At 71.7% G+C, this 15,734-nt stretch carries 16 protein-coding genes; 3 read left to right on the top strand and 13 right to left on the bottom strand.

The features are described 5' to 3' along the window. Positions 1 to 155: 155 nt before the first annotated feature. The gene (locus tag MFF21_RS13590; RefSeq protein ID WP_238311658.1) at positions 156 to 1,934 is read right to left on the bottom strand and encodes an acyl-CoA dehydrogenase C-terminal domain-containing protein; all 1,779 of its coding nucleotides are present in this window, start codon (positions 1,932 to 1,934) and stop codon (positions 156 to 158) included. 265 nt (positions 1,935 to 2,199) lie between these two features. On the opposite strand from MFF21_RS13590, the gene MFF21_RS13585 reads away from it, so the two are divergent. Further along, entirely contained in the window at positions 2,200 to 4,674 is a 2,475-nt protein-coding gene (locus tag MFF21_RS13585) for a hypothetical protein (RefSeq protein WP_238311657.1), read from the top strand. Between the two features lie 86 nt (positions 4,675 to 4,760). Then, positions 4,761 to 5,375: a tetratricopeptide repeat protein gene (locus MFF21_RS24060; protein WP_238311656.1), complete on the top strand. Its 615-nt coding sequence runs from the start codon at positions 4,761 to 4,763 to the stop codon at positions 5,373 to 5,375. 39 nt (positions 5,376 to 5,414) lie between these two features. Here the strand turns inward: MFF21_RS24060 and MFF21_RS13575 are convergent, their stop codons facing one another. The 4 genes from MFF21_RS13575 to MFF21_RS13560 form a co-directional block, all read right to left on the bottom strand. Then, entirely contained in the window at positions 5,415 to 6,521 is a 1,107-nt protein-coding gene (locus MFF21_RS13575; protein WP_238311655.1) for a glycosyltransferase 61 family protein, read from the bottom strand. 71 nt (positions 6,522 to 6,592) lie between these two features. Next, a complete protein-coding gene (locus MFF21_RS13570; protein WP_238311654.1) occupies positions 6,593 to 7,231 on the bottom strand; it encodes a YidB family protein in 639 nt (212 codons plus the stop codon). 40 nt (positions 7,232 to 7,271) lie between these two features. Next, complete coding sequence (locus MFF21_RS13565; protein WP_238311653.1) at positions 7,272 to 7,568, bottom strand: hypothetical protein; 297 nt, start codon at positions 7,566 to 7,568, stop codon at positions 7,272 to 7,274. 137 nt (positions 7,569 to 7,705) lie between these two features. Further along, on the bottom strand, positions 7,706 to 8,644 hold the full coding sequence (locus MFF21_RS13560) for a LysR family transcriptional regulator (protein ID WP_238311652.1): 939 nt from the start codon (positions 8,642 to 8,644) through the stop codon (positions 7,706 to 7,708). Between the two features lie 98 nt (positions 8,645 to 8,742). On the opposite strand from MFF21_RS13560, the gene MFF21_RS13555 reads away from it, so the two are divergent. After that, positions 8,743 to 9,105, top strand: a complete 363-nt coding sequence (locus MFF21_RS13555; protein ID WP_238311651.1) for a hypothetical protein — start codon at positions 8,743 to 8,745, stop codon at positions 9,103 to 9,105. Positions 9,106 to 9,177: 72 nt separating this feature from the next. Here the strand turns inward: MFF21_RS13555 and MFF21_RS13550 are convergent, their stop codons facing one another. From MFF21_RS13550 to MFF21_RS13515, 8 genes are all read right to left on the bottom strand, one after another. After that, a complete protein-coding gene (locus MFF21_RS13550; RefSeq protein ID WP_238311650.1) occupies positions 9,178 to 10,026 on the bottom strand; it encodes an aromatic ring-hydroxylating oxygenase subunit alpha in 849 nt (282 codons plus the stop codon). Between the two features lie 67 nt (positions 10,027 to 10,093). Beyond that, on the bottom strand, positions 10,094 to 11,476 hold the full coding sequence (locus MFF21_RS13545) for an amidohydrolase family protein (RefSeq protein WP_238311649.1): 1,383 nt from the start codon (positions 11,474 to 11,476) through the stop codon (positions 10,094 to 10,096). An 11-nt stretch (positions 11,477 to 11,487) separates the two neighbouring features. Continuing rightward, positions 11,488 to 13,041 carry a GMC family oxidoreductase gene (locus tag MFF21_RS13540; protein ID WP_238311648.1) on the bottom strand — a complete coding sequence of 518 codons (1,554 nt, stop codon included), beginning with the start codon at positions 13,039 to 13,041 and terminating at the stop codon, positions 11,488 to 11,490. Then, positions 13,041 to 13,652 (bottom strand): thiamine pyrophosphate-dependent enzyme, encoded by a 612-nt coding sequence (locus tag MFF21_RS13535; RefSeq protein WP_238311647.1) that lies wholly within the window; start codon positions 13,650 to 13,652, stop codon positions 13,041 to 13,043. The genes MFF21_RS13540 and MFF21_RS13535 overlap by 1 nt, the downstream gene beginning before the upstream one ends. Next, positions 13,649 to 14,149: a thiamine pyrophosphate-binding protein gene (locus MFF21_RS13530; protein WP_238311646.1), complete on the bottom strand. Its 501-nt coding sequence runs from the start codon at positions 14,147 to 14,149 to the stop codon at positions 13,649 to 13,651. Before MFF21_RS13530 ends, MFF21_RS13535 begins: the two co-directional genes overlap by 4 nt. Before the next feature lie 27 nt (positions 14,150 to 14,176). Next, entirely contained in the window at positions 14,177 to 14,806 is a 630-nt protein-coding gene (locus MFF21_RS13525; RefSeq protein WP_238311645.1) for a glutathione S-transferase family protein, read from the bottom strand. Continuing rightward, positions 14,803 to 15,453: a Rieske 2Fe-2S domain-containing protein gene (locus tag MFF21_RS13520; RefSeq protein ID WP_238311644.1), complete on the bottom strand. Its 651-nt coding sequence runs from the start codon at positions 15,451 to 15,453 to the stop codon at positions 14,803 to 14,805. Before MFF21_RS13520 ends, MFF21_RS13525 begins: the two co-directional genes overlap by 4 nt. A 27-nt stretch (positions 15,454 to 15,480) precedes the next feature. Further along, on the bottom strand, positions 15,481 to 15,720 hold the full coding sequence (locus MFF21_RS13515) for a hypothetical protein (protein ID WP_238311643.1): 240 nt from the start codon (positions 15,718 to 15,720) through the stop codon (positions 15,481 to 15,483). Positions 15,721 to 15,734: the final 14 nt, after the last annotated feature.

Raw genomic sequence — 15,734 nt, 5'->3', positions numbered from 1 at the left:
TTGCGCGCGCTCCCTTCCCCCTTTGCGGGGAAGGGTGGCCCCCGAAGGGGGTTGGGAGAGGGGAGCGCCGCCTCCGGAAAGACTTGGCCGGCCCTTCTCCCGCCCTGCATCCGCAGGGCACCTTCCCCCGCGGAGGGGGGAGGGTTGAACCTTCGTTAGAACGCCTCGGCGGCGAGCGCCATGGTGGTGTCCGCCCCCGCCTTGATCCGGGTCAGGCGCAGGGCCGTCTCGGGCAGCATGCGCTCCATGAAGAAGCGGCCGGTGACGAGCTTGGCCTCCATGCGCGGGTCCCCCGCCTTGTCGAGGGCGGCCTTGGCGATCCGGGCCCACATGTAGCCCAGGGCGACGAGGCCGAGGAGATGCATGGTGTCGGTGGCGCCGGCCCCGGCATGGTCGGGCTTGGCCATGGCGTTCTGCATCAGCCACATCACGGCGCCCTGGAGATCGTTCAGGGCGGCCTGGAGTGGGCCGGTATAGGGCTTCATCGCCTCGGTCTCGGCGTGGTCCTTGATGAAGGTCTGCACCTCGCCGAGGAAAAGCATCATCGCCCGGCCGCCGTCCTTGGGCAGCTTGCGGCCGATCAGGTCCATCGCCTGGATGCCGTTGGCGCCCTCGTAGATCATGGCGATGCGGGCATCGCGCACGAACTGCGACATGCCCCATTCCTCGATATAGCCGTGACCGCCGAACATCTGCTGGGCCTCGACGGCGTTGGCGAAGCCGCGGTCGGTCAGCACGCCCTTCACCACGGGGGTGAGCAGCCCGAGCAGGTCCTCGGCGCCCCGGCGCTCGCCGGCATCCTGCGAGCGGTGGGCGATGTCGGATTGCAGGGCCGTCCAGAGAATCAGGGCGCGGGCCGCCTCGTTGAAGGCGCGGATCTGCATCAGGGTGCGGCGCACGTCCGGGTGGACGATGATTGGGTCGGCGGCCTTGTCCGGCGCCTTCGGGCCGGTGAGCGCGCGGCCCTGCAGGCGCTCCTTCGCGTAGGCTACCGCGTTCTGGTAGGCGACCTCCGACTGGCCGAGGCCCTGGACGCCGACCGCGAGCCGTGCCTCGTTCATCATCACGAACATCGCGTTGAGGCCGCGATTCTCCTCGCCCACGAGCCAGCCCTTAGCGCCGTCGTAGTTCATGACGCAGGTGGCGTTGCCGTGGATGCCCATCTTGTGCTCCAGGGAGCCGCAGGACACGCCGTTGCGCTCGCCGAGCGAGCCGTCCGCGTTCACCAGGAACTTCGGCACCACGAAGAGCGAGATGCCCTTGGTGCCGGCCGGCGCGCCCTCGATCCGGGCGATGACGAGGTGAACGATGTTCTCGGACAGATCGTGCTCGCCGGCCGAGATGAAGATCTTGGTGCCGGTGAGGCTGTAGGAGCCGTCCGCGTTGCGCACCGCCTTGGTTTTGAGGAGGCCGAGATCCGTGCCGCAATGCGGCTCGGTGAGGTTCATGGTGCCGGTCCAGGCGCCTTCGACCATCTTCGGCAGGTAGGTGCGCTTCTGCTCCTCGGAGCCGTGCACGAGCAGGGCCGCGATGGCGCCTTGGGTCAGCCCCGGATACATGCCGAGGGCCAGGTTCGCGCCCGAGGCGAATTCCTGGATCGCCGTGTTGAGGACGTGCGGCAGGCCCTGGCCGCCATATTCCTCCGGCACCGACAGGCCCATCCAGCCGCCCGCGGCATAGGCCGTGTAGGCTTCCTGGAAACCCTTCGGCGTCGTCACGCGGCCGTCTTCGTGGCGGGTGCAGCCTTCCTGGTCGCCGCTCAGGTTCACCGGTGCCAGGACCTCGGCGGCGAGCTTGCCGCCCTCGTTGAGCACGGCCTCGACCACGTCGGCGGAGGCGTCGGCGAAGCCGGGGAGGTTGTCGTGTCGGTGGAAGCCGAGCACGTCGTTCAAGAGAAACACCACGTCCTCGACCGGCGCACGATAACTCGGCATGTCCGCTCCTCCCGTCCGGCCCCGCCTCGTCGGCGACCCGGAACCACGCGATTTAGTTCATATGTAAACTATCCCCCGGGCCGCGGTAAAGGGGGTACGGCGCGCCTGCCCCGACAAGCTTAACGGTCTTTCCCAGGCGACTTAACGGGCCGTTTACCAAGATTGTTAAAGGTCGCAGCCAATGGGTCCGATCTGCGGCAGCCTTCGGCGCGAGTCTGGGTTGCCTTTCGGACCGGAGCCCAAGCCGCCGACCCCGGGTCTGACGATGAGTCGCAACGCGAACCCCACTCTCGAGGGCCTCGATCCCGAGGTGCTCGAAGCCGCCCGCGAGGTCGCCCATCGCGCCGGGGTGCCGGTGGAGTCGTGGATCGCCTCCGTGGTCGAGGGGGCGACCGAGTCGGTTCCCGCCAAGGCCGCCGCCGGCACCAAGGCCACCCCGCGCAAGCGCGCCCGCTCCACCGTTCCGCCGAACCAGCACCTCGCGGCCCGGGTCCCGGCGACCCGCGAGCGTGCGGCGCCCAAGCCGGCCGTGGCGCCGACACCCGCCTCGGCGACGTCCGACGAGGCCGTGGCCGATGCCGTCGGCACCTCGATCGCGGAGATGATGCGGCGCCTCGACGCCCTCGACCGCACCATCGCCGAGCAGCGCCAGGCTTCCTCCCAGGCCGCCGCGGAGGCGATCGGCGCCCTCGAGAAGCGGGTGAGCGAGCTCGGCGAGGAAATCGGCCGGCCGCGGGCCCTCGGCCGCCGCGGCCAGCCGCTGCTGAGCGAGGTCCGGAGCGCCGTGGAGGAGGTGCGCAAGCGTCAGCGCGAGCTCGATGCGAGCGCCGCGCCTGCCCCGGCGCCGGTGCCCGGCGCGCCTTCGCCCGCGATCAGCGCCCTGCGCGAGGAAACCGGCAAGCTGCGCGACTCGATCGGCACGCTGGCCACGGGCCGGGACGTGGGCGCCCTGGAGCAGGCGATGCGGGCGCTCGCCTCCGACATCCAGCGGGCGCGCGAGCCCGCCGACTTGGCCGCAATCTCAGCGCCGATCGAGCTGATGCGGGTCCAGGTCGGGCGCCTGGCCGACGAGGTCGCCGAGAACGTGCATGCGCGGCTCTCCAGCGAGGTGGAGCGGCTGGCCGACAAGGTCGACCGCCTCGCCACTGGCGCGCCGGCGAATTTCGCCGAGCGCGACGCCCTCGACGGGCTGTTCACCGAACTCGACGAGATTCGCCGCCTGCTCGGCGGCCTGGCCGGTCCGGAGCGGATCCAGGGGCTCACCCACGGCCTGCAGGCGATCAGCGATCAGATCGCGCAGCTTCAGGTCCGCGCCGCCGATGCGGGCGTGGCCGAGCTGAAGCCGCTGCTCGAGGAGATCCGCAGCGGCATGGACCGCCCGGGCGAGACCGAGCTCCTGCACCGGATCGAGGCGCTCGCCGAGCGCATGGGCGAGCAGCAGGCGAGCAACCCCGTCGGCGAGATCGTCGGCCGGCTCGACCATCTCGGCGAGGCGCTGCGCCGGAGCCAGGCGCCGCAGCAGGGCCAGCTCTCCTCGATTCACGGCATGCTGCACGACCTAGCCGAGAAGATCGACCGGCTGGAATCGGGCGGCAACGCCAATCTCGACGCCCTGGAGAGCCAAGTCGTCGCCCTGGCCCAGCGTCTCGACAGCCGCGGCGGCGACCCGGCCCTCTCCACGATCGAGCGCACCATGGGCGACCTGATCGCCCAGGTCTCGGCGCTCCGCGACGGCGGGGCGGTGGAGGCCGCGCTGGAGCGGGCGGCGCGCAAGGCCGTGGCCGAGGCGCTGCAATCCGGCCACGAGGGCGCCGGCAGCGAGGCCCTGCGGGCCGACCTCGCCGATCTGCGCGCCCGCCAGAACGCGGCCGATGCGCGCCTGTTCGCGACCATGGACAACGTCAACACGGCGCTGGAGCGGCTCCTCGCCCGCCTCGGATCCGACACCCCCGCCGCTCCGCAGCCGTCCGCGCCGAAGCCCGCCCCCCGTGCCTCCGCCGCGGACGAGGGAGCCGCCAAGGCGAAGCGGCCGGAGCGACCGCGCATCCCCACCGAGATCGGGCATCTCGGCGACGAGCTCCTGGAGCCCGGCGCCGCCCGCCCGCAGCCGGGTCGCAATGCCGCCGCCGCCTCCGCGGGCGCGCCCAGCGGCGGCGACATCAAGACGAGCTTCATCGCCGCGGCCCGCCGCGCGGCCCAGGCCGCCCAGGCCGACATCGCCGCGGAGGTGGGAGCGCCCGGCCGGAACCGGGAGGCCGGTGCCGGCAAGACGCCGGGCCGCGCGGACGCCGCGTCCCCCGCGATGCCGGCGGGCGACAATGGCCGCACGGCCGCCTTCCGGGCGGAGATCAGCAAGCGGCGGCGCCCGCTCCTGCTCGGGCTCGCCGCCATCGTGCTCGTGCTCGGCGCCCTCCAGGCCTGGACGGTGACGATGGGCGAGCCGGAGGCGCCGGCTCAGACCCCGGTCGCCGCTTCCGCGCCGCCGGAGGGGCCGGCCGCCACCGCCGCCACGGCGCCGGCACAGAACGCCCCGGACCGCCCCGCAAACCCGGATCCGACCACGACGCAGTCGATCGCGCCAGCGGAGGACCGCGCGGCCAAGCCGGTGGCGAGCGAGGCCAAGCCGGAAGCGGGCGATCCGGCCCCGTCCAACAAGGGCCGCAGCGCGGTGCCGCGGGTCACCACGGTCGCGGCGCTCGCGCCGGATCTCGCCGGCATCCCCCCGGCCTCGCCCGGCTGAAGCAGGCCGCCCTCGACGGCGACGGCGCGGCCATCTGGGAACTCGCGGAGCGGGAAGCCGAGGGGCGCGGCCTGACGAAGGACGCGGTGCTCGCGGCCAAGCTGTTCCAGAGCCTGGCCCAGGCGGGCTACGCCCCGGCTCAGTTCAAGCTCGGCAGCCTCTACGACAAGGGCACCGGCGTCACCCGCGACCTGGCTCAGGCCAAGCTCTGGTATGCCCGTGCGGCCGACCAGGGCAATATCCGGGCGATGCACAACCTCGCCGTGGTCCACGCCGAGAACCCGACCGCCAGCGGCAAGCCGGATTTCGCCGCCGCCGCGACCTGGTTCCGCAAGGCGGCCGAGCACGGCGTGCGCGACAGCCAGTATAATCTCGCGGTGCTCTATGCCCGCGGTCTCGGGGTCTCGCAGGATCTCGTCCAGTCCTATGCCTGGTTCTCCGCCGCCGCGGCCCAGGGCGACGACGAAGCGGGCAAGAAGCGCGACGACGTTGCGGCCAAGCTCGGCGCGAAGGATCTCGCGGCGGCCAAGGCCGCAGCGGCGACCTTCACGCCCCTGAAGGCCGAGCCCGCGGCCAACGAGGCGCCCGTCGCCAAGATCCCGGCCACTGCTCCGATGAGCCTGATCGGAGCAACGCCCCCCGGCAGCGTGCCGAGTTCGGCCTTCACCCCCACCGGTCGCCGCAGCGAGGCGGGCGTCTGACCCCGGCCAGCCGGGGCAGGGGGCGACTGGCGATCGGGCTCAGGCTTCGATCGTGATCCCGAGATGGCGGAGGCAGGCCTGCGCCGTCTCCATCGCCCGGGGATGCAGGGCGAGTTTTCGCGTGAAATCCATCCAGGCCGCGATGTCCGCATCGCGTGCCGCGCGGAAGGCGTCGCCGTCCCAGAACGGCGCGAGATCGACACCCACCTGGCGGAAGCAGGCGATGACCTTGTCGTCGCGCAGCACCGAGATGCCCCGCGTCGGGTAGGTCTGGCCCGAGCGGCGCCGCCCGTAGACGATGCCGTGCAGGGCATCGAGATAGCGCAGGCGATCGGCCCGCGGCCGCAGGGAGGCCTCCGCGATCCGCTGGCGCGGACGGCGCACCAGCACGGCAATCTCGACGCCGAGGTGCCCCATCAGCTGCAGGGTGTGGATCGCCGAGCCCTCCGCGAAGACGAGGGAGCGGGCGCGGGCATAGAAGGCCACCTGCTCGGGCAGGCCTGAGAATTCCGGGTGGAAGACCCGGACCCCGGCCCGGGTCAGGACCGTATCGAGATAGCTCTCCCCCGCGAGCCGCCCGGTGAGCTGCCCGGCCCGGGACACGTAGAGGACGCCGATGTCCTTCGGCACGGCCCGCGCATCGCCGGTGAGCCGGTCCATCAGGTCGAGATGCGCTTCGCTCGGGCCGCCGCCGTCCATCCGCTCGGCCTGGGGCAGGACGTGCAGGCGCCGGAACAGCGCCGGCCGGCGCACGACGAGCACCCGGGCCGGGTCGACGCGCAGCTGCGCGAGGATCTCCCGGAAATAGCCCGGCTCGCGGAAGCCCGGATCGGCCGGCGCGCAGAAGACGAGGGGCATCCCCGCCGGGAACCGCGTGACGGAGCCCGCGATGCGCATGCCGAAATCGGCGATGGCGTGCCCGTAATGCTCGACGAGGGGGCCGCACCAGGCGCCCTCCTCGTGGATCGCCTCCGGCGGGCCGGCCGGGCGCGGGCGGGAATCGACGGGCCTGGGCAGAAGGCCGCGGCATTGCCGTGCCCGCACCTGCAGGGCCCACCAGGGCCAGATCGGGCCGCCGCGGAAGAAGGCGCCGCCCGGCTTCTGCAGGATTTCCTGCGTCGGGACGACGGTCACGTTGCGCATCATCGATGGCCGGGCCTCGGGGTTTCTCCCGGAGGCCGGGTCGATGCGCGCGTCTTAGAAGAGGAAGGGCGGTCTCACCAGCCGCGGCGTTCGCTTTCGCTGGGCAAACGGCCCTGCGGTGTCAGCCGGTCGACGACGCCCGGAAGCGCCTGCGCCAGCTGGGCCAGCAAATCGTCGCGGGAGAGGCCCGTGGCGCGGCTCAGGCTGTCGAGGGTATCCGGCCCGAGGGCGTCGGCGAGCCGGCTCGGGGCGATGGCGTGGTTGCCGCCGGGACCGATCCAGGATTCGATCACGTTCCCGAGGCCGCTGCGGCGGAAGCTCTCGACGAGGCCGTCCAATCCGCCGGCGCTGCCGGATTCCTCGCTCGGCTCCCGGTCCAGATGCGCGTAGGGACCGGCGCCCGGAGCGCGCTCGCCCGGCCCGTCGAGCATGCCCGCGAGATCGCTGAAATCGCTGTCGTCGGGCGCCGGGCCGCCGCGGGGCGCATCGCCGAAGCCGCCGAGGTCGCCCCCGTCCTGCCGGGGAGGCGGGGGAGGGGAGCCGCCCTCCGCCTCGGCATGGCCGCGGCCGAAGATGTCGCCGAAGCCGCCGCTCGCGCCCTTGGCGAGGAGCAGCATCAGGAGCGCCTTCACGATCGGCGACAGGGCGCCCTGCTGCCCGCGGCCGAGCACCTGGCCGACCACGCCGCCGATGACCTGATCGAGCAATCCCATGGGTTTCCTCCCTCGTGTCGGTGGTCCGGGCGGCGCCGGCCTATCGGTCGTCCGTGCCGCTGCGGGTCTTGAAGCGGTCTGAGAGGTGATCGAGGGGGTTGGTGCGCTCCGCCCTGCCCTTGCCGGAGGGGACGACGGTGGTGGAGGGCCGGATGGCGCTGGGGGCCGAGACGTCGCCCGTCGGGCGATGGGCGGCGTGCCCGTCGCCCTTCACGGTGTCTGTGCCGGGAGGCAGCGTCCCGGCGGTCGGCTGGTCGTTGGGGTTGGCGGCGCTCTGCGCCTGGACCGCGCCCGCGGCCATGGCCGAGAGGATCGCCGACAGGATCGCGCCGGCCATGAGGCTCCGGCCCGTTCTCCCCATCCCGGCTCGTCCCGCTTGCGGCATTGGATCGCCTCCCTCGCTCCGCCCGGGGCGTTCGCCCCCTATGGTCAAGCCAATCGGCAAGACCGCCAGGGGGTTCCTGCGGATCGGGGCTACGCGATCGCCGCCGGCGGCGTCTCCTCCGCCAGCCGGACCAGGACCTGCCGCAGCCAGCGATGGGCCGGGTCGTCGTCGTAGGAGGCGTGCCAGACCATGGAGATCGCCACGTCGTCCAGGAGGACCGGCACGGGGCTCACCGTCAGCCCGAGGGCACCGGCGAAGTCGTGGGCGAGCCGGGCATGCATCGTGGTGATGACCGGGGCGGAGCGCACCAGGAAGGGCACGACGAGGAAGCGCGGGGTCGTCACCGCCAGCGTCCGCTTCAGGCCGAGCTTGGCCAGGGCATCGTCCACGACGCCATGGGCGGTCTCGCGCAGGCTCGTCAGGATGTGCGGGAAGCGCAGGTAATCCTCCAGGGAGATCGGCGGCGTCAGCCCGACCTGGCGCGCATCGAACAGGCAGACATAGCTGTCGCGGTAGAGCAGGCGCTGCTTGTGGTGGAGCTGGCCCTCGAAGGAGAGCCCGATGGCGAGGTCGATCCGGTCCGTGTCCAGCTCCTCCAGGATGCGGCTGCGGTCGAAGCTGCGCAGCAGCAGGCGGATGCCCGGGGCCTCCGCCCGCAGATAGGCCAGGAGCCGGGTGCCGAGCAGCATCTCGGCGCTGTCCGGCAGGCTGATGGTGAAGGTCCGCTCCACGGTCCTTGGGTCGAAGGCCTCGTCCCGGCGCACCAGCGCCTGAACCTGCCGCAGGGTCGCGCGCAGGGGCTCGGCCAGGGCGAGCGCCCGCGGCGTCGGCCGCATCCCGTCCGGCACCCGGGTCAGCAGGTCGTCGTCGAAGAGGCGGCGCAGACGCGCGAGGCTCGCGCTCATGGCCGGCTGGCCGATGCCGATCCGGGCCGCCGCCCGGGTGACGCTGCGCTCGGCGAGCAGGGCGTCCAGGGCCACGAGCAGGTTGAGATCGAGCTTGCTCAGATCATTATGATCGATAGTCATCAGCAATCGGATCGATTTGATACATGCTGCGGTGCACAGCATATTCGCCTCAGACGCAAGGGCATCGGGCCCTGGCGACAAGGGAAAGATCCAAGACCATGACGATCCGAAACACCATCCTCGCTGCCATCCTCGCCCTGGCCGGCAGCCTTTCGGCCGCCGATGCCGCGGAGATCCGGGCCGTTCAGGCCGGCAGCGTCGATCTCGGCACGCTCTCGGGCGTCGCCTATTACACCCCGGAGGCGAAGGGCTACCGCGTCGTCGTCACCCTGGCGCCGCGCGCTGCCGCCCCGGCCGTCCGCTTCGAGACGGTGCTCGCCGCCGACCAGAGCGTGACCTTCTCGACCCCCCGCGCCGAGGGGAACGCCGCCGAGGCGGTCGAGATCAGCCGCGTCGGCGATCGGGTCCGCGTCTCGCGCCCCGGACAGGATGTCGTGAAGGAAGCGGCCGCCATCAACTGAGCGGCCGGCGACCATGACGGCAGGAACGAAGGCCTCTCCCGGCCCGCACGGCCGGGAGAGGCCGCTCTCTTTTCAGGCGGCGAGGGTGGTGCCGTAGACGACGCCCTTCTCCTTCAGCCAGCGCCGATAGGCGACCGACGAGGAATCCGCGCGGGTCGGAATCTCGGCCTTCGGCTCCAGCGGCAGCAGCACCGGCCTCTGGTTCTCCAGGATGATGCGGTCCTGCAGGAAGATGAGCTGCTGGAAGCCCACCAGATCGGACAGCCGCGACACGTCGTCGATCAGGAACATGACCGGGTGCACCTTGCAGAGCCCCGGTTCGAGGGGCTGCACGAACAGACAGATCACGTCCCAGCGGTTCGCCGCGTTCGGGCAGGTCTTGTAGAGCATGGTCACGTGCGGGGTGGCGACGCGGTACTGGTACTGCGTCATGATCCCGGTGGTGGCCGAGAGAGCCGCCTGCGGCTGGAAGAACTGGCAGTTCGTCGCCCAGACCTCGTCGATGTCCCGCCGGATCTCGGTGGTGTAGTGCAGCACCTCCGTATGCGGCTCGGCGCCCAGGATGTCCGTGTGGACGAAGGGGAAATGGGCCATGTCGAGGAAGTTCTCGATGATCCGCAGGCCCGAGGCGCGCACCTGCACCGATCCGCAGACGACGTGGCGCCGGTCCGTCTCCTCCGTCTCGGGGATCGCGGGCGGCTCGCGGGCGGGATCCCCGAGGCTCGTCCAGAGATAGCCGTAGCGGCAGCGCACCGGCAGCGCCCGGCCGCCGCTCTCGCGCACGGACGGAGGATCGCCCTCCGATCCGGCCTCGATCACGAGGTCGCTGCCGAGGAGACGCGTCCGCGTCTCCCCCCGGCCGAACTCCGCCAGTGCGCCCACCACATACCATTCATCCCGGATCGCTGGTTCGAGCGTCATGTCCCTGTCCCTCCTCGCTCTCCCGGCGCGGGGGCGTCGCCGCCCGCGCCGGCTCCGTTCCATGGCCTCACGCGCCGGGGCCGGTCCATTGCACCGTGCCGGTCTCGTGCTCGGCGAGCCAGGCGGCGCGGCGGGCGAAGAGGCCCGGCGCGAGGCCGCGTACGTGGTCGATCAGGCCGCGCAGATCCGTGCCGAGCAGGCGGCCGTCCTGCACCACGACTCGTCCGTCGACCATGGTGAGGTCGACATCCGAGCCGCGCACCGCGTGGACGAGATTGTGCTGCAGGTTGAAATACGGCCCCTCGCCGAAGAGCGGCGTCATGCGCGGCGTGTCGGTACGAACCGCGATCAGGTCGGCCTTCTTGCCGGCCTCGAGGGAGCCGATCTCGTGATCGAGCCCGAGCGCCTTCGCCCCGAGGATCGTGCCCATGCGCAGGGCCTGCCAGGAATCGAGGGCGGCGGCGTCGAGGCTCTTGAGCTTGCCGAGCAGCGAGGCGGTCTTCATCTCCTCGAACACGTCGAGGTTGTTGTTCTCCTTCTCGCCGTCGGTGCCGAGCCCGACCGCGACGCCGGCCTTCAGCATGGCTTCGATCGGGGCGATGCCGCTCGCGAGCTTCATGTTGCTCACCGGGTTATGCGCCACTGCGACGCCCCGCCCCGCGATCAGCGCCACCTCCGCCAGGTCGAGCCAGACCGCATGGGCGATCAGCGCCTTGGGCGCCTCGAAGAAGCCGAGCTTGTCGAGGGCGAACATCGCCCGGCAGCCATAGCGCCGCTCGAACTCGGCGACCTCGACCTCTGCCTCGCTGCAATGGGTGTGGAAGCCCGTGTTGTGCCGCTTCGCCATCTCGATGGCCCGGCGCTGGCCCGCCTCGTCGGCGTAGAACAGGTGTTCCAGCCCGACCCAGACCGAGATGCGTCCCTCCGCGCTGCCGTGGCGGGATTCGATCAGGGCCTCGTTGTCGTCGAGGCGGTCGAAGTAGTCGTAATCCGCGTGCTCGCCGACATAGGGCACGCAGACGAGGCGGTTGCCGATGCCCTCCGCCGCCTTGGCGCTGCCCTCCATGAAGCGCCACATGTCGAGGGTCGTCGTGGTGCCCGAGAGCACGCTCTCCGCGTAGCAGAGCCAGGAGGCCGCCTCGGCTTCCTGCGCGTTCAGGACCCGGTGCATCGGGTTGATGTGCAGCCGCAGCCAGTCCCAGACCGGCAGGTGCTCGGCGGTGCCGCGCAGGAAGCCGGAATGCATGTGCGCGTTCACGAGGCCCGGCATCAGCAGGCGGTCCGGCAGGCGCACGAGGGCGGCGGCGGGATGGGCCGCCACCAGCTCCTCCCGCTTGCCCACGGCGCCGATGCGGTTGCCCTGCACCAGCACGGCGCCGTCGGTGAGGACGCGGTTCTCCGCATCCATGGTGAGGACGAGGTCGGCGGCGAGGATGCGGTCGGTACTCATGACGATACTCTTCAGGCGGCGGCCGCGACGAGGTCGGCGGCGCGCTCGGCGATCATGACGACGGGGGCCTGCGTGTTGCAGGTCGGGATGAGCGGGATCACGGAGGCGTCGGCGATGCGGAGGCCCGTCGCCCCATGCAGGTTCAGGGCCGGATCGACCACGGCGGCCGGCCCGGTGCCCATCGCGCAGGTGCCGCAGGTGTGGAAGAAGGTGGAGCAGGTCCGCTCCACGAAGCGCCCGGCCTCCGCGCGCGTCAGCCGCCGCGGGGGCGAGAGCGGAACGGCGCCGAGCCGGCGGAACGGCGCCGTGTCGGCGAGCGCCAGCACCGTGTCGAGGGAAGCGATCAGGGCATCGCGGTCGGCCGCCTCGGCGAGGTAGTTCGGCTGGATCGTGACCGGCCCGTCGAGGGCGGCGCTCTCCATCCGCAGGAAGCCGACGCTGCGCGAGCCCATCAGCCCCGGCGAGACCGCGAAGACGTGGCCGGAAACGCCGTATTCGGCGGCGATCTCCGGGCCGGCATGGGGGCCCTGCACCACGAAGGCGTGGAGGTCCGGCACGGCGAGCCCGTCGCGGCTGCGCCAGTTGAGCTGCGCCCCGCCGCCATTGTCCCGCACCGGCCCGAGAGCCTTCTCGACGCGGAAATTCACGCCCATCAGCAGGGGATGGTCCTGCAGGTTCGCCCCGATGCCGGGCAGGGCCAGGCGCCGGGGCAGCCCGAGGCGGACGAGGTCCTCCGGATCGCCGATGCCGGAGCGCATGAGCAGGCGCGGCGTCTCGATGGCGCCCAGCGCCAGCACGACCTCCCGGCGCGCCCGCGTCTCGACGATGCGGCCGTCGAGGCTGTGGCGCAGGCCGGTGCAGGCCGAGCCCTCGAAGGTGAGCTCCAGGGCGGCGGAGCCGGTCAGCACCGTGAGGTTCGGATTGCCGGCGAGGGGGCGGATATAGCCGTCCACCACGCTCCAGCGCCGTCCGGCCCGCTGGTTCAGGTTGGCGAAGGCGGCCCCAGCGATGTCCGGCCCGTTGGCGTCGGCCAGGACGGGGAAGCCCAGCTCGGCCGCCCCTTCCACGAGCGCGCGGGCGACGGGATGGGGATCGCGCGCGGTCTCGATGCGCAGCGGCCCGCCGGCGCCGCGCAGGGCCGTCTCGCCGCCCTCCCAGTCCTCCGCCCGCTTGAAGAAGGGGAGGATGCTGTCGAAGTCCCAGCCCGTGGCGCCGGCGGCGGCCCAGGCGTCGTAATCGGCGCGGTGCCCGCGGTTCCACAGTATCGCGTTGATGCTGCTCGAACCGCCCAGCACCCGGCCGCGCGGGATCGGGACCACGCGGCCGCCAATCTGCGGCCCCGGCGCGTAGGCGAGCCCCCAATCCAGGGGGCCGCCGAGCAGACTCACCCAGGCGCCCGCATCCGCGACGGCGGGATGCGCCTCGTCCCGCGGGCCGGCCTCGACCAGCAGCACCTGGAGGCCGGCGGCGGCGAGCCGCCCGGCCACCACGCATCCGCCGGTGCCGGCGCCCACGACGATGATGTCGTAGGCGGCTTTCAGTCCCTCATCGGCGTCGGTGAGCATCAGTTGTGCTCGCTCGGGCCCATGATGACGATGCCTTCGGTCGCCTCGACATGGCGCACGAAGATGTACTTGTCCTCGCGCCCGTCGCTGTGCTTGCGCTTGATGCCCGCCCGCACGGTGCCGTCCACCTTGGCGACGACGATGTAGGGGCTGTCGGCGGCAAGGCCCTCGGCGCAATGCCGCTCGAAGGAGTCGAGGTCGCGGGCCGTGTAGGCGTGCTCGATGCCGGCGCCCCGGGCCATGCCGGCGAGATCGACCCGGCCCTTGGCGGTGTGGGTCGGCGGGCCGCCGATCGACTGGTAGCACTGGTTGTCCCAGACGACGACGAACAGGTTCTTCGGCTGCTCGTTGGCCAGCGTCGCCAGGATGCCGAGGTTGAAGAGCAGGCCGCCATCCGTGTCGAGGGAGACGATGCGGCGGTGGGGCAGGCCCGCGGCGAGTCCGAAGGCCTGGGGCGTCACGCAGCCGAGCTGCTGCTGGAACAGGCTCGCCGCGCGCATGTGCGGGGCGGCGTCGTACCACTCGTCCACGCTGCCCCCGAGGGAGAGGATGACAAGCTCGTCCTTCAGCCGGCGGCTGAGGAGCTTCATGCAGTCGTAGCGTGTCATCATCGCACGAGGCTCCCGCCGAGAACGATCGCGGTGTGGTAGTAGGAGGCGTAGGCCGAGGCGTAGGCGTCCTCGATGCTGCGCTCGACCTCCGCCTCTTCCCGCACCACGCGGTAGGGCACGCGCAGGGCCTGGAGCACCGGCTCCATGGTGATGCCGTGGGGGATCGCCCACCAATTGTTCTCGCCGAGTTCGCCCCGGTAGCTCATCAGCATCACCACCGGGATGCCGGCACCGAGCCCCATCCGGGCGAGGGGCTCGACCGAGGCGCGCAGGCCCGAATTCTCCATCACCAGTACGGCGCGCTTGCCCGAGAGGAAGACGCCGCCGCAGATCGCGGCGCCCTCGCCCTCGTTGGTCACGGGGATGGTGCGGATATCCGGATCGGCGTCGAGTGCCGGATAGAGCGGCTTGAACAGGGAATCCGGCAGGTAGCAGGCGACGGACACGCCCGCCTTCTTCAGTCCCCGCAGGACCGCGTCGACGGCACCCGGCGTCATGGGAACACTCTCATCGTCATGAAATCCTCAGTGGTAGTCCGGGATGCCGGGCATGGTGCGGAAGCCCGGCAGGGTGCGCACGGCGCGCATCCAGCGGCGAAGGGCCGGGTAGGCCTCGTGGTCGATGCCGTGGTCGCGGCTCAGCGCGAAGGCGGGGAACAGGGCGAGGTCGGCGATGGTCGCGCTCTCGCCGACGAACCAGCGTCTGCCGGCGATGCCGCGCAGGACCATGTGGTCCTCCATGGCATTGAAGGCGGCCCGCGACGCCTGTTCCAGGGAAGCGGCGTCGCCGGGCACGTCGAACATCGCGGTCCGGCGGGCGAGCGTCGCGGCCTGCAGGTCCCGGGCGGCGAAGACGAGCCAGGCCATGGTCTGCCCCAGCGCGCCCGGCTCCCCGGGGAGCCAGGTCCCGGCCGGATCGTGGCGGCGGGCGAGATAGACGAGGATCGCCTCCGCCTCCCGCAGCACCGTCTCCCCGTCCACGAGGATCGGCAGGGTGCCGAGCGGATTCCGCTCGATCAGCGGCGAGCGCGTCTGCTCGGCGCCGGGGAACATGTCGACGCCCACCGTCTCGTGGGCGACCCCGAGGGCGCCGAGCAGCAGTCGGACCTTGTAGCCGTTCTCGTCGAGTTCGTAGTCGTAGAGGATCGTGCTCATGACGCTGCCCGCATTTCGAGCGCGGAGCGGAGTGCTGCACAGGCATGCGCGGCCCGTGCACGGTCTGCGCTCGTAAAGGCATCGCTCGGACCGTCGAGCAGAATGTGGGCAGCGCTTTGCGCCGGCGCGAGCGGCTGCACCGCGAGCCGCACGGGAAGCCCGGCGAGGGTGCCCCGCAGAAGCCCGTCCGCCCCTTCCGTCACGGCGAAGGCGTCGGGGAGGCTCGCGGCCGGCACGTCGAGGGTCAGGCTGCGCAGGACGGTGAGCGACTCCGCCGCAGTCTCGGGCGGCGGATCGGATTCCGTCTCCCAGGCCACCCAGATCAGGCCGCTCCGCTCCACGCTCCGGTAGGTGCGCGTGCGGATCATCGGGCTGACCTCGAGATCCGGATGGGCCGGGATGTAGCGGCACTGGCCGGCGGTGTCGTATTGCCAGCCGTGATAGAGGCAGGCGATGTGGTCGCCGCGCACGAAGCCGAAGCTGAGGCGCATGCCGCGATGCGGGCAGCGGTCCTCCCAGATATGGGCCGCGCCGGCCTGATCGCGCCAGACGACGAGTTCGTTGCCGAACAGGCGCGTCCCGGTGGAGGTGCCCGGATCGAGGTCCGCGGAGAGGGCGAGGGCGTACCACCCCGGCGTCTCGTTCATGCCAGAAATCTCCTTGTATCCAAAGTGTTAGGACGCATCTGCGCGCTCGACCTCCAGGACGAGGCAATCGATCGGTCCGAGGCTGCAGGCCATCTCGAAGGCATCGACGAAGTCGCGCTGACCGGACACGGCGACCGTGATCCGCTCCGGGCCCGCCTCGACGAAGCGCGCGCCGAGATCGAGCAGATGGGCGCGGTGTTCGGCGAAGGCGCGAAAGCTCGCCGGCCGGAAGCGGCCGGTGAAAACGATGGTCGTGAAGGTTTGCACTGAGCCTCGACTCC

This window comes from Methylobacterium organophilum, assembly GCF_022179465.1.
GTDB lineage: Bacteria > Pseudomonadota > Alphaproteobacteria > Rhizobiales > Beijerinckiaceae > Methylobacterium > Methylobacterium organophilum.
The sequence above is the reverse complement of the archived record's forward strand: the minus strand, read 5'-3'. Positions and strand labels throughout refer to the sequence as shown.